The organism is Janthinobacterium sp. LM6 (assembly GCF_002002885.1).
GTDB classification, from domain to species: Bacteria; Pseudomonadota; Gammaproteobacteria; order Burkholderiales; family Burkholderiaceae_D; genus Janthinobacterium; species Janthinobacterium kumbetense.
Genome location: NZ_CP019510.1, coordinates 3,271,378 through 3,284,842, shown reverse-complemented (window position 1 = coordinate 3,284,842; position 13,465 = coordinate 3,271,378). Strand labels below are relative to the sequence as shown.

Sequence of the window (13,465 nt, the reverse complement as noted above, 5' to 3'; positions counted from 1 at the left end):
CCAAACAGGGGCGCATTTCAGGCGTGCGCGCCTTGCCTTTCGTCCGCATCGGCCTTATGTTGAAGACATGCTGACTAACGGAACACGCTCCATGCCCCTGATCGACTCTGCAACACCGCTGTACTCCATCGCCGAATTGCGCGCCATCGAACAAGCGGCCATGCAAGACCTGCCGCAAGGGCTGCTGATGCAGCGCGCGGGCCAGGCCGCCGCCAGTGCCGCCCTGAAGCTGCTGCACGCCCAGGAAGATGGCGACGATGCGGGCCACCGGCGCGTACTGGTGCTGGCCGGCCCCGGCGACAACGGCGGCGACGCGCTGGAAGCGGCCGCGCACCTGGCCGGCAGCGGCACCGAGGTGCTCGTCTGGCTGGCGCCCGCGGCGCCAGCCACGTCGCCCGAGCGCGAACAGGCGCTGAGCCGCGCGCGCAACAGCGCCGCGCGCTGCATGGACGCGGCAAGCAGCACGGCGTCGGCCGCCGTGGGCGCCGCGCCGTGGCACCTCGTCATCGATGGCCTGTTCGGCATCGGCGCGTCGCGTCCCCTGGACGGCGAATGCCGCGACGTGGTCCAGCTGGTGAACCAGCTCGATTGCCCCGTGCTGGCGCTCGACGTGCCCAGCGGCCTGCACGCGGACACGGGCGCCATCGACGGCGTCGCCATCCGCGCCACGCATACGCTCACCTTCATCGGCGACAAGCCGGGGCTGCACACGGCAAATGGCCGCGACCATGCGGGCGAAGTGGAAGTAGCCGCGCTGGCCATCGCCCCTGCCCTGCTGCCGGCCGCCAAGGCCCAGCTGGGCGGCCTGCACCTGTTCGCCCGCCAGCTGCAGCCGCGCCGGCAGAATACGCACAAGGGCAGCTACGGCAGCGTGGCCGTCATCGGCGGCGCGCAAGGCATGGCGGGCGCGCCCATCCTGGCGGCCCGCACGGCCCTGCATGCGGGCGCGGGACGGGTGTATATCGCCTTTCCCGACGCGCCGCCGGCGTTCGACAGCGGCCAGCCGGAACTGATGTGCCGGCACGCCCGGGACGTGGATTTCTCGGGCCTGCACTTCGCGGCGCTGGTGGCGGGGCCCGGCCTGGGCGACAAGGCCGGCACGGTGGAGCTGCTGCTGCGAGCGTTCGACAGCGACAGCCCCCTGCTGCTCGACGCCGATGCGCTGAACCTGATGGCGGCCGAGCCGGAACTGCAATCGGCGCTGGCCGTGCGCACGGGCGCGGGGGCGACGATCTTGACGCCGCATCCGCTGGAAGCGGCCCGGCTGCTCGACATGACGGCGGCCGAGGTGCAAGCCGACCGCCTGGGCGCGGCGCGCCAGCTGGCCACGCAGCTGGGCGTCATCGTCGTCTTGAAAGGGTCGGGCACGGTGATCGCCGCGCCCGATGGCCAGGTCGTCGTCAACAACACGGGCGGCCCCGCGCTGGCGACGGCCGGCACGGGCGACGTCTTGGCGGGCCTGTGCGGCAGCCTGCTGGCGCAGGGCTGGCCCGAATGGGAGGCGGCGCTCGGCGCCGTGTGGCTGCACGGCGCGGCGGCCGATGCGCTGGTGGCGGCAGGCAACGGCCCGATCGGTTTAACGGCGGGGGAATTGATCCCGGCCATCCGAAAATTGATCAATGCCTTGTCGGCATGATCACTGCGCTAGATCAAACGGCCTGCTGAAATCGTAATCGTCCGGCCGCAACGGGCCGCGATCGAACTGTCGTGCGTGACGAGCACCAGGGTCGAACCCCGTTCGCGGTTCAGCTCGAACATCAGCTGGATCACGGCTTCGCCCGTGGCGGCGTCCAGGCTGCCCGTCGGCTCGTCGGCGAACAGCAGCGGCGGCTGCGTGACGAAGGCGCGGGCCAGCGCCACGCGCTGCTGCTCGCCGCCGGACAGGTATTTCGGATAGTGTTTCAGGCGGCTGCCCAGGTTGACTCTGCCCAGCATGGCTTGCGCCTTTTCCTTCGCATCCGGGTCGCCGCGCAATTCCAGCGGCAGCATGACGTTTTCCAGCGCCGTCAGGTGGGCCAGCAGCTGGAAGGACTGGAACACGAAACCGAGCTTTTCCTTACGGAAACCGGCGCGGCCGTCTTCATCGAGGGCGAAGATATCGGTGCCGTCGAGCATGACCTTGCCCTCGCTGGGCGTGTCCAGGCCGGCCAGCAAGCCCAATAAAGTGGACTTGCCGGAACCGGAGGCGCCGACGATGGCCAGCGTCTCGGCCGTTTGCACGGTAAAATCGACGCGATGCAGGATGGTCAGCTCACCATCGGCATCGGGTACGCGCTTGGCCAGCTGGACCACTTCGATGGCCGGCCGGGCATTTTGGCTGTTTTGGCTGTTGCTTGCGGCGGGCCGCTGGTCCGCTCGCCGTGCGGCTGTCTCTGACGGGAGAAAACTGGTGGAAGTCGCTTTAGGGAATTCGGGCATGCTGATCTATCTTAAAAAATTTCGTGAACAAATAAGTGTCGAGGGCGGCAACCGCCTGCGGCGGCGCACCCTGTCCTTGCTTCCTGCGGCAGCCCTGCTCCTGGTGTCAGGCATGACGAACGCCTATTCTGCACCAAAAACGCTGCTGGTGCTCGGCGACAGCCTGTCGGCCGAGTACGGACTGGCACGCGGTACTGGCTGGGTGGCGCTGCTGGAACAGCGGCTGCAAGCGCAAAAGAACGACACGCGCATCGTCAACGCCAGCATCAGCGGCGAGACCACCAGCGGCGGCCGCGCGCGCCTGCCCTCTCTGCTGGCGAAGCACCAGCCCGACGTCGTGCTGATCGAACTGGGCGCCAACGACGGCTTGCGCGGCTTGCCCGTGGCGGCCGCCGAAGCGAACCTGCGCGCCATGGGCGAGGCCGTGAAAAAGACGGGGGCGCAGGTCGTACTGGTGGGCATGCGCATGCCGCCCAACTATGGCCGCGCCTACGGCGAGCAATTTTACGGCGTGTACGGCAAGCTGGCGAAGGAATGGAAGGCGCCGCTGGTCCCCTTCATGTTCGAAGGCATCGCCGACCAGCCGCAGCTGTTCCAGGCCGACCGCATGCATCCGAATGCGCTAGCCCATCCAACCATCCTGAAAAACATCTGGCCACAGTTGGCGCCGTTGCTGAAAGCCAAGTAAACCAGTGTACCGAACACCTGATAAAACTGTAGCGAGCGGAAGTGAATTGTGGATGAGAAGCGGAACTGTGCTTTGCACGGGGCCGCCAAGGCAGTGAGCATCGCAAGACGCAAGTCACGACGCGCAGTAAGTTTTAGCTGGTGTTCAAAAAAATAGCCGCTCTGGGAGCGGCTATTTTTATGCGTGGAAACTAACTCTTATGGTGCTTCCGGCGCTGCGGCGGCTGGGGCGGTGAGCGGTTTGACGATCTTCACCTTGGCCTTGGCTTTCAGGTATTCGACGTAATCGAACATTTCCTGTTGTGCCAGGATGCCGCTGATCTGGTCTTTCTCTTGCTGGCGGCGCGCCGCGTCCACTTGCGCCGGCTGCTGCACCTTGGCGATGCGGTAGATGCCATAGCCCAGGGCTGGCAGGTCCACGCCCACATAGGCTGGCAGCTTGCTCGTGTCGGCCTTCATGACTTGCGCGATGGCGGCACGGTTGATGCCGTCCAGCTTGCTGCGCGATACCCATTGCGCCGCGCCGAAGCCAGTCGCATCGCCCGACGCCTTCAAGGCGGCCAGCTTGGTCTCGCCCGCCTTCTTGGCCAGCTTTTCCGCTTCTTCCAGGGTCACGCGCTGACGGATCATCGCTTCGACTTCGGCCAGCGGACGCTTCGTTGCCGGCTTGAATTCCACCACGCGGCCGGCGATCAGCACGTTCGGTGCGACGGTCACGGCTTCCGTGTTGCGCTTGTCTTTCAGCGAATCGTTCGAGAAGATGGCCGACAGGAACTTGGCATTGTTGAACGGCGCCTTGCCCAGTGCCGGCGACGGCGTGCGCGACAGGTTGGCAACGGATTCCACTTTCAGTTTCAGCTTGTCGGCCACCGGTTTCAGGCTGTCCGATTGCTCGTAGACCGTGTTGGTGAACGTTTCCGCCATTTCCGAGTATTTCTTGGCAGCAAATTGCTTGCGCAAGTCGGCCGTGATTTCGCCGCGTACTTCATCGAGCGCACGCACGTGCTGCGGCTTGAGCGAGGTGACGGTCAGGATGTGGAAGCCGAAATCGGAAGCGACGACATCGCTGATTTCGCCCTGCTTGAGTTTCGAAACAGCGCTCAGCAGCGGTGCCGGCAAGCCATCCTTGCCGATCACGCCCAGGTCGCCGCCCTGCTCGGCGGATGCCGGGTCTTCCGACTTGGCCTTGGCTACGGCGGCAAAGCTGGCAGGCGTTTTACGCACGTCAGCCAGGATGGCTTCCGCCTTGGCCTTCGCGGCTGCCTTGTCGGCGGCCGAGGCGTCTTTCTTGACGGCTACGAGGATGTGGCTGGCCTGGCGCGCTTCTGGCGTCGTGTAGGCTTTCTGGTTCTTCGCGTAATAGGCGGTCACGTCGGCGTCGCTGACGTCGACTTGCTCGCCGGCAGCGCTGTCGTCCAGCACGACGTATTCGATCTTGGCTTGTTCCGGGATTTCGAAGAACTTGCTGTTCTTGTCATAGAACGCTTTGATCATGGCGTCCGTCACTTTGACTTCCGGCACGTACTGGGCGATCGGCAACAGCAGTTCCTGCACTTCACGCTCTTCCGAGGTGATGTCGGACAGGCGCTTGGAGACGGTGTTCGGCGCGAAGGCGGTGCCTTGCACGGCGCCGGCCAGTTGCTGCAGGGCCAGGTCGCTGCGGCGGCGCGCATCGTACATCTGCGGCGTCATGCCCTGGGCGGCCAGCATGGCCTTGTAGCGTTCCAGGTCGAATTTACCGTCCGGCAAGGTCAAGCCTGGAATTTCCAGCACTTCTTTTTGCAGCACGGCATCGCTGATGACGAGGTGGCTACGGCCCACTTCGGCGGCCACGGCGCGCTCGGCGATCAGGTTGTCGAGGATGCTCTGGCGCGCTTCCGGCGTGTCAAACATTTTTTGGTCGAACTGCTCGCCCATCATCTGGCGGTAGCGGTCGATCTGCTGGCGTTGCGCTTCTTCATATTGCTGCTGCGTAACGACCTGGTCGCCGACCTTGGCGATGGTGTTCGCGCCATCGCCGAAGCTTTGGTAGCCGCTGATACCGACCAGTGCAAAAGACGGGACGATGACCAGCATCAGGAGAAACTGCATCAAGCGTCGATGGGTACGAATAAATTCAAACATGGTCAGCCAATTCGGGATGAGTGGATCACTATAAAAAAAGGCGAACATGCGTTCGCCTTGATTTCTTCGGCGGAATGGACGGGACAGATGTCCACTTCCCCTTTAGATTCAACAACTTGGCGCTGGAACTAAAGCAGGATTCTGACGCCCAAGCCATTATCTCCTGATTCTACAATGCCCATAGCGCTATAGCAAGAGTAAATCAGGGCGCGCGCCCTGCCCTGGCGCCGCCTGGCTGGCAAGGCGCCGGACTCGGGCATTTAACCCGATGCAGCTTAAAGGGGATTTAAACGCCGGCGTTTTTATTCAACGCGGCAGGAGGGAATTTTAAAAAGCAGGCGCGCCGGGATAATCCGGCGCCGAAAAAGAAAAACCCGCGCTACTTATTCAGCAGCGCGGGCTTCTATATTCTGGCGGAGCGGACGGGACTCGAACCCGCGACCCCCGACGTGACAGGCCGGTATTCTAACCAACTGAACTACCACTCCTTGAGAGCGTATTTTTTTGGCGGAGCGGACGGGACTCGAACCCGCGACCTCCGACGTGACAGGCCGGCATTCTAACCAACTGAACTACCACTCCGAAAAATACACAGTACTACTTGCATTTGTATCCGGGATCGCCATTCAAGAACGTCGATCCCGAAATCGCGGCACCCGGAGGCGCCGCCAAATGTTTCCGGTGATTGTCACCTCACCGAAGTCCGTTAGTTTACAGCATCCTTCAAAGCTTTACCAGCTTTAAATTTTGGAACTTTTGCTGCTTCGATCGTGATCGCTTCTTTGGTACGCGGATTGCGGCCGGTACGCTCAGCGCGTTCGCTGACCGAGAAAGTGCCAAAACCAACCAGCGTCACGCTGTCGTTGTTTTTCAAAGTTTCCGTCACGCCGCCGATAACAGCGTCGAGTGCGCGCGCAGCGGCGGCTTTGGAAATGTCAGCTTTTTCAGCAATGTGGTCGATCAATTCAGTCTTGTTCACTAGCATCCCCAATTACAAAGGTATAAAACGTTTACCGTATCGTTGCGGCACTTTTGGCACCACAGCTGTCCGGCGAAAAAAATGTGCAGGCGTATTAAACAAGCCACACTGTATATGTGTCAAGCGCTTTGGGGGCGCAATTCACGTTTCAATATAAAACAAGCGCTCTAAAAGCGCTTGTTTGGGGAAAACAGGGGTAAAACGTTAGTGTTTTACTACCTCGCCGGCCGCGTCAGGCTTGGCCGCGGCGGCCGTGACAGCCTCCACCGCAGCGACGTCCGCCAACGCTTCAGGCATGCGTTCGAGGGCGATTTCCAGCACTTTGTCGATCCAGCGCACCGGTACGATTTCCAGTTTGTTCTTGACGTTGTCCGGAATGTCGGCCAGGTCTTTCACATTCTGCTCTGGAATCAGGACCGTCTTGATGCCGCCGCGATGCGCCGCCAGCAGCTTTTCCTTCAAGCCGCCGATCGGCAATACTTCGCCGCGCAAGGTGATCTCGCCCGTCATCGCCACGTCGGCGCGCACGGGAATGCCCGTGAAGACCGACACCATCGCCACCGTCATGGCCGCGCCAGCCGAAGGACCGTCCTTCGGTGTCGCGCCTTCCGGCACGTGGATGTGGATATCGCTCTTCTCGAACACGTCCGCCTTGATGCCCAGGCGCTGTGCCCGGCTGCGCACCACCGTGCGGGCTGCCTCGATCGACTCTTTCATGACGTCGCCCAGGGTACCCGTGCGGATGATGCCGCCCTTGCCCGGCATCGACACGGCTTCGATGGTCAGCAGATCGCCGCCCACTTCCGTCCATGCCAGACCGACCACCTGGCCTACCTGGTTTTCTTTCTCTGCGACACCGAAATCGTAGCGGCGCACGCCGAGGAATTTATCCAGGTTCTTCGAGTTGACGATGACTTTCTTGTCGGATTTCTTCAGCAGCAGCATCTTGACCACCTTGCGGCAGATCTTCGACACTTCACGCTCAAGCGAACGCACGCCGGCTTCCCGCGTGTAGTAGCGGATGATGTCGCGCAAGGCCGACTCGGCCACCGAGATTTCCTCTTCCTTCAAGCCATTGTTCTTGATCTGCTTCGGCAGCAGATAACGCTGCGCGATGCTGGTCTTTTCATCTTCCGTGTAACCGGACAGACGGATCACTTCCATGCGGTCAAGCAAGGCTGGCGGAATGTTGTACGAGTTCGACGTCGCCACGAACATCACGTCCGACAAGTCGAAATCGACTTCGATGTAATGGTCGGAGAACGTGTGGTTCTGTTCCGGGTCTAACACTTCCAGCAGGGCCGACGACGGATCGCCACGGAAATCGGCGCCCATCTTGTCGACTTCATCGAGCAGGAACAGGGGATTGCGCACGCCGACTTTCGACAGCGATTGCAAAATCTTGCCTGGCATCGAGCCGATGTAGGTGCGGCGATGGCCGCGGATCTCGGCTTCGTCGCGCACGCCGCCCAGGGCCATGCGCACGAACTTGCGGTTCGTCGCGCGGGCGATGGACTGGCCCAGCGAGGTCTTGCCCACGCCCGGAGGACCGACGAAGCACAGGATAGGCGCTTTCAGCTTGTCGACGCGCTGTTGCACCGCGAGGTATTCCAGGATGCGTTCCTTGACCTTGTCGAGGCCGTAGTGGTCGCCTTCGAGCACTTTTTCCGCGTTCGCCAGGTCGTTATTGACCTTGGATTTCTTTTTCCAAGGCAAGTTGACCAGGGTGTCGATGTAGTTGCGCACGACGGTGGCTTCGGCCGACATCGGCGACATCAGTTTGAGTTTTTTCAACTCGTTGGTGGCCTTGTCGAGCGCTTCCTTCGGCATTTTGGCCGAAGCGACTTTTTTCTCCAGCTCGTCGAGGTCGGCGCCATCTTCGCCCTCGCCCAGTTCTTTCTGGATCGCCTTGACTTGCTCGTTCAGGTAGTACTCGCGCTGCGACTTTTCCATCTGGCGCTTCACGCGGCCGCGGATGCGCTTTTCCACCTGCAGGATGTCGAGCTCGCCTTCGAGCTGGCCCAGCAGGTGCTCGAGGCGCTTGGCCACGCTGAAAATTTCCAGGATGACTTGTTTTTGCTCAAGTTTCAGCGGCAAGTGCGCGGCCACCGTGTCGGCCAAACGGCCGGCATCGTCGATGCCCGACAGGGAAGCGAGGATTTCCGGCGGGATTTTTTTGTTGAGTTTGACGTACTGGTCGAACTGCTGCACGATCGCGCGGCGCATGGCTTCGACTTCCGACTCGTCGCCCGGCTCGGACTCGAGCGGCGTCAGGTCGGCGATGAAGTGCGTCGGGGCATCGCTGATGTGGTTGATACGGGCACGCTGTGCGCCTTCGACCAGCACCTTGACGGTGCCATCGGGCAGCTTCAGCATTTGCAGAATATTGGCAACGCAGCCAATTTCATAGATATCCGAAGGAGACGGCTCGTCCTTCGCGGCTGCTTTTTGAGCGGCAAGCATGATGCTCTTGCCCTGCTCCATCGCAGCTTCCAGCGCCTTGATCGACTTTGGACGGCCAACGAACAGCGGTATCACCATATGCGGGAAAACGACGACATCCCGCAACGGCAATAACGGCAGTTGAGTTTGCTCAGTTAATTTGGAAGTTGTCATGGCGTACCTTATAGAAAGCGTGTTTACGATGTTGGCGCTCGCTGCCAAAACACAAGACCGGCGAGAATAAATAATTCTGTGAAACAAACATTTTTCTGTTTATTCCGCAAAACACACCCGCATGACGGTAATAAATGCAGTTTTCACAGTAAAAAAGCCACGCGCAGCTAAGCGCCGCGAGTGGCTTTCCGATTGAAGCCTGCACTCATTGATTTAAATTGTACTGCCATGCATTAAGGAATCAAAACCCTTTTTATGCATTTGTCTCGGCAGTTTTCAATTTTCTCCGGAGGCTTTGGCAGTCTCTTGATAAATCAACAAAGGTTTGGCGCCGCTGGTGATGGTATTTTCGTCGATGACGACCTTCACCACATTTTGTTCGCTCGGCAGTTCGTACATGACGTCCAGCAAAGCATGTTCCAGGATGGAACGCAGGCCACGGGCACCGGTCTTGCGCGCCAGCGCTTTCTTGGCGATCGCATGCAGGGCGGCCGGACGAATCTCCAGTTCCGCGCCTTCCATCTCGAGCAGCTTCGAATATTGCTTGATCAGCGCATTCTTCGGCTCGACGAGGATCTGGATCAGCGCCTCTTCCGTCAATTCCGCCAGGGTGGCGATGACGGGCAGACGGCCCACCAGTTCCGGGATCAGGCCGAACTTGACCAGGTCTTCCGGTTCCGCCTGCAGCATCAGTTCGCTGGCCGAGCTTTGCGACTTGCTGCGCACCGTGGCCGAGAAGCCGATGCCGCTCTTTTCGGAACGGTTGGCGATCACTTTCGACAGGCCGTCGAAGGCGCCGCCGCAGATGAACATGATGTTGGTCGTGTCGATCTGCACGAAATCCTGGTTCGGGTGCTTGCGGCCGCCTTGTGGCGGCACGGAAGCCATCGTGCCTTCGATGAGTTTGAGCAAGGCTTGCTGCACGCCCTCGCCCGACACGTCGCGCGTGATGGACGGATTGTCGGACTTGCGCGAAATCTTGTCGATTTCATCGATGTAGACGATGCCGCGCTGGGCTTTCTCGACGTCATAGTTGCAGCTTTGCAGCAGCTTCTGGATGATGTTTTCCACGTCTTCACCCACGTAACCGGCTTCGGTCAGGGTGGTGGCGTCGGCGATCACGAACGGCACGTTGAGCATGCGCGCCAGGGTCTGTGCCAGCAGGGTCTTGCCCGAGCCGGTAGGACCGACCAGCAAGATGTTGCTCTTGGCCAGTTCGATGTCGTCTTTCTTGCCCAGGTGCTTGAGGCGCTTGTAATGGTTGTACACCGCCACCGACAGGATGCGCTTGGCAGTCTGCTGGCCGATCACGTACTGATCGAGCAAGGCGGCAATTTCTTGCGGCGTCGGCAGGTCGGATTTGGTACCGGTCACCGTCTCGATGCTCGACGTTTCATCACGGATGATGTCGTTGCACAGGTCGATGCACTCGTCGCAAATGAACACGGACGGGCCGGCGATGAGTTTCTTCACCTCGTGCTGGCTTTTGCCGCAGAACGAGCAATACAGTAATTTTTCGCCGCTAGAGGATTTTTTGTCTGACATAAGGCATTTTGGTTGGAACTGCATTAACAATATTGCAAAATCGCAAGCCGGATGATGGTTGCCGCCCGTTAAGGCAACTCCCCATGGCGCAAGTCAACAACGTGCACAAGCTCCATGCTACCCGAAATAAAAGCGAAACGCCCGAACGTTTGATCGCCCGGGCGTTTACTTACATGCTTAGCAATACCGGTAGGGGCTCATCAAGCGCGGCTGGTCAACACTTTGTCGATCAAACCATACTCAACGGCCTCGTCGGCGGACATGAAACGGTCGCGGTCGGTGTCCTTGGCGATCTGTTCGATCGTCTGGCCCGTGCGCTCGGCCATGATGCCGTTCAAGCGGGTGCGCAGGTAAAGGATTTCCTTCGCCTGGATCTCGATGTCGGACGCCATGCCTTGCGAACCACCGGACGGCTGGTGAATCATGATGCGTGAGTTCGGCAGCGAGAACCGCTTGCCCTTGGCGCCAGCGGCCAGCAGGAAAGCGCCCATCGAAGCAGCCATGCCCGTGCACAGGGTCGAGACGTCCGGCTTGATGAACTGCATGGTGTCGTAGATGGCCATGCCGGCCGAGACCGAACCACCTGGCGAGTTGATGTAGAGCGAGATTTCCTTTTCCGGATTTTCGCTTTCCAGGAACAGCAGCTGGGCGACAACCAGGTTGGCCATCTGGTCATTGACCGGGCCGACCATGAAAATCAAGCGTTCCTTCAGCAGGCGCGAGTAAATATCATACGAGCGCTCGCCGCGACCGCTTTGTTCCACCACCATCGGCACCAGGCCGAGCATCTCTGTGTCCAGCGCCGGATTACGGTTCATACCTGTCATTTCATTTCCTTGTGAAGCAGTTAGGGGGTGCCGCCACTACCTTGCGGCAAGAGCCGGCACCCGGATACCAACTGGTTTACGCTTGTGCGTTGCTTCCCATCAGTTCGTCGAAAGCAACTGCTTTCGTCGTGACTTTCGACAGGCCCAACACGTAAGTGACGACGTTTTCTTCCAATACAAGGGCTTCGATCTCACCCAGACGACGACGGTCGCTGTAGTAGTACTTCAGCACTTCGCGTGGATCTTCGTAGCTTTGGGCGAAATCTTCGATCTGCGCCTTGACTTGCTCAGGCGTAGCCTGCAGCTTGTTGTCGCCCACCAGTTGCGACAGGATCAGGCCCAGGCGTACGCGACGCTCGGCTTTGTCTGCGAACAGTTCTGCTGGGAAAGGCACGTCCTTGACGTTCATGCCGCGCTGCGCCATGTCCTGGCGGGTCATTTCGGCCAGGCGCTCGGAATCCTGAGCGATCAGCGTTTTTGGCACTTCCAGCTCAGCAACTTTGATCAGCGCGTCCATGACGGCTTCCTTGTTGCGTGCTTTCACGCGGCCAGCGACTTCGCGCTGCAGGTTGACTTTGATGTCTTCGCGCATTTTGGCCAGGTCGCCATCGGCAACGCCCAGGGACTTGGCGAATTCGGCATCGACTTCCGGCAGGTGCGCCCATTCCAGCTTTTGCAGGGTGATGGTGAACGAAGCGGTTTTGCCGGCTACGTCTTTACCGTGGTAGTCCTCTGGGAACGACAATGGGAAAGTCTTGGACTCGCCCACTTTCAGGCCCAGGGTTGCTGCTTCGAATTCCGGCAGCATGCGGCCTTCGCCCAGCACGAAAGCGTAGCCTTCAGCTTTGCCGCCTGGGAATTCAACGCCGTCGATCGAGCCGACGAAGTCGACGGTCACGCGGTCGCCGTTGGCAGCGATCGGCTCACCGCCGTCGCCGTGTTCGCCAGCTTCGCCCTTGGTGTGGAAGTGCACGCGCTGCTTGCGCAGGATGTCGATGGTCTTGTCGATTTCGGCTTCCGACACGTCGGCTTGCACGGTTTCGATTTCAACGGCCGTCAGGTCGCCGATGGCGACTTCCGGATACACTTCGAACGTTGCGTCGAAAGCCAGCTGGCCTTCGGCTGCTTCTTCTTTCGGCACGATGTTCGGGAAACCGGCCACGCGCAGATTGTTTTCGTTGGCGGCGTCGTTGAACGCGCGGCCGACTTTGTCATTCAGCACTTCGGATTCAATTTGGTAGCCGTATTGTGCTGCGACCATTTTCAACGGCACTTTGCCCGGACGGAAGCCCGGTGCCTTAGCCGTACGGGCTTGCACTTTCAGGCGCTTCTCAACTTCCGTGCGGACGTCCGTCAGCGGGAAGGAGATCGTGATACGACGTTCGAGTTTGCCCAAGGTTTCGACTGCAGTTGCCATGTAAAAAATCGTCCAAAAAATAAACACTGTTGGTGCGAGAAAAGAAGACCCGACCCCTTGCGCCATCGCTGGCGGCAAGACATGGGTCCAGCTTCACTCGCTCGCATATTCATCTGTAAAAGCACTGCAAGCAGGACAATGGACCTGGTCTACCCGGCTGAGGGAAAACCCGCACCAGGCACCAAACAATCCGCCGCTTCCAGTACTGCGACAGGGCTCCGAGCGTCCAGCCTTGCTTCTAAGTAAATGCAGGGCCGGCCATCATTCGGTAAAGCGTGGCATTATAACAAAGGACTTCGGGAAAGTGGCTGGCTTTGCAGCGCGGCCACAGAGGATACCAGCGGCGGCGAACGAGTCGCCACAGCCTGGGGGTGCCCTGTCTTTACTCTTGCCCCGGCATTCTTTGTTTCGCCAGAGACAGGCTTTCCAGCCTGCTTCGTTCATTAGTATATGCGAACTGGCGCCCCGTCCGAAACAAAGAAATGCGCTCATAGCGAAGATTTCGGGCAAAAAACCTTTGATTTATCTCAATTTGGCCATTTTTCAGGCAAATCGCCGCCCATACCCCACCCTATCCTGCCGTACCGGGCGAAAAATAGCGTGATGGAAGACGCGTCCCATGACGAAAACACGGGAAGAGCGAGAAGAAAAACAGGAAGATGCCTGAACGAGGCTGAAGAACAACTTGATGGTGCTGCACCTCCGGGCTGGAACAACCCGGATTGGTGCGGATGGGGAGACTCGAACTCCCAAGCCGAAGCACTGGCTTCTAAGACCAGCGTGTCTACCAATTCCACCACATCCGCATTTTGTACTACGGTACTACTTGCCGCAGGCTGTTCCTGATTTTAA

General features: G+C 59.9%; 9 protein-coding genes and 3 tRNA genes. 2 read left to right on the top strand and 10 right to left on the bottom strand.

The genetic code is table 11. From position 1 onward, the window contains the following. Positions 1 to 91: 91 nt before the first annotated feature. Positions 92 to 1,636, top strand: coding sequence for a bifunctional ADP-dependent NAD(P)H-hydrate dehydratase/NAD(P)H-hydrate epimerase (locus tag BZG29_RS14475; RefSeq protein WP_077403978.1), 1,545 nt, complete (start codon positions 92 to 94; stop codon positions 1,634 to 1,636). Between the two features lie 8 nt (positions 1,637 to 1,644). On the opposite strand, the gene BZG29_RS14470 is transcribed toward BZG29_RS14475, so the two are convergent. Further along, positions 1,645 to 2,292, bottom strand: a complete 648-nt coding sequence (locus BZG29_RS14470) for an ABC transporter ATP-binding protein (protein ID WP_077403975.1) — start codon at positions 2,290 to 2,292, stop codon at positions 1,645 to 1,647. 124 nt (positions 2,293 to 2,416) lie between these two features. Here BZG29_RS14470 and BZG29_RS14465 point away from each other — a divergent pair, with 124 nt between their 5' ends. Then, the gene (locus BZG29_RS14465) at positions 2,417 to 3,106 is read left to right on the top strand and encodes an arylesterase (protein ID WP_077403972.1); all 690 of its coding nucleotides are present in this window, start codon (positions 2,417 to 2,419) and stop codon (positions 3,104 to 3,106) included. A gap of 197 nt (positions 3,107 to 3,303) precedes the next feature. Here BZG29_RS14465 and BZG29_RS14460 read toward each other — a convergent pair whose 3' ends face one another. The 9 genes from BZG29_RS14460 to BZG29_RS14420 all read right to left on the bottom strand — a co-directional run bounded on the left by BZG29_RS14460 (position 3,304) and on the right by BZG29_RS14420 (position 13,419). Next, positions 3,304 to 5,196, bottom strand: a complete 1,893-nt coding sequence (locus BZG29_RS14460) for a SurA N-terminal domain-containing protein (protein WP_253192581.1) — start codon at positions 5,194 to 5,196, stop codon at positions 3,304 to 3,306. 444 nt (positions 5,197 to 5,640) lie between these two features. After that, positions 5,641 to 5,717, bottom strand: a tRNA-Asp gene (locus BZG29_RS14455). A gap of 17 nt (positions 5,718 to 5,734) precedes the next feature. Next, positions 5,735 to 5,811: transfer RNA gene (locus BZG29_RS14450), tRNA-Asp, on the bottom strand. 124 nt (positions 5,812 to 5,935) lie between these two features. Beyond that, positions 5,936 to 6,208, bottom strand: a complete 273-nt coding sequence (locus BZG29_RS14445; RefSeq protein WP_010398442.1) for an HU family DNA-binding protein — start codon at positions 6,206 to 6,208, stop codon at positions 5,936 to 5,938. 204 nt (positions 6,209 to 6,412) lie between these two features. Then, on the bottom strand, positions 6,413 to 8,824 hold the full coding sequence (lon, locus tag BZG29_RS14440) for an endopeptidase La (protein ID WP_034787304.1): 2,412 nt from the start codon (positions 8,822 to 8,824) through the stop codon (positions 6,413 to 6,415). Positions 8,825 to 9,100: 276 nt separating this feature from the next. Then, positions 9,101 to 10,369 carry an ATP-dependent Clp protease ATP-binding subunit ClpX gene (gene clpX, locus BZG29_RS14435; protein ID WP_010398446.1) on the bottom strand — a complete coding sequence of 423 codons (1,269 nt, stop codon included), beginning with the start codon at positions 10,367 to 10,369 and terminating at the stop codon, positions 9,101 to 9,103. A 200-nt stretch (positions 10,370 to 10,569) separates the two neighbouring features. Continuing rightward, a complete protein-coding gene (clpP, locus tag BZG29_RS14430; protein ID WP_034787300.1) occupies positions 10,570 to 11,196 on the bottom strand; it encodes an ATP-dependent Clp endopeptidase proteolytic subunit ClpP in 627 nt (208 codons plus the stop codon). A gap of 76 nt (positions 11,197 to 11,272) precedes the next feature. Further along, entirely contained in the window at positions 11,273 to 12,613 is a 1,341-nt protein-coding gene (gene tig, locus BZG29_RS14425) for a trigger factor (protein ID WP_077409110.1), read from the bottom strand. A 723-nt stretch (positions 12,614 to 13,336) separates the two neighbouring features. Then, a tRNA-Leu gene (locus tag BZG29_RS14420) sits at positions 13,337 to 13,419 on the bottom strand. Positions 13,420 to 13,465 lie beyond the last annotated feature (46 nt).

Coding starts and splice junctions, on each gene's coding strand:
- clpX (WP_010398446.1), bottom strand. CDS start 10,369: ATGTCAGACAAAAAATCCTCTAGCGGCGAAAAATTACTGTATTGCTCG.
- tig (WP_077409110.1), bottom strand. CDS start 12,613: ATGGCAACTGCAGTCGAAACCTTGGGCAAACTCGAACGTCGTATCACG.
- BZG29_RS14465 (WP_077403972.1), top strand. CDS start 2,417: ATGCTGATCTATCTTAAAAAATTTCGTGAACAAATAAGTGTCGAGGGC.
- clpP (WP_034787300.1), bottom strand. CDS start 11,196: ATGACAGGTATGAACCGTAATCCGGCGCTGGACACAGAGATGCTCGGC.
- lon (WP_034787304.1), bottom strand. CDS start 8,824: ATGACAACTTCCAAATTAACTGAGCAAACTCAACTGCCGTTATTGCCG.
- BZG29_RS14475 (WP_077403978.1), top strand. CDS start 92: ATGCCCCTGATCGACTCTGCAACACCGCTGTACTCCATCGCCGAATTG.
- BZG29_RS14460 (WP_253192581.1), bottom strand. CDS start 5,196: ATGCAGTTTCTCCTGATGCTGGTCATCGTCCCGTCTTTTGCACTGGTC.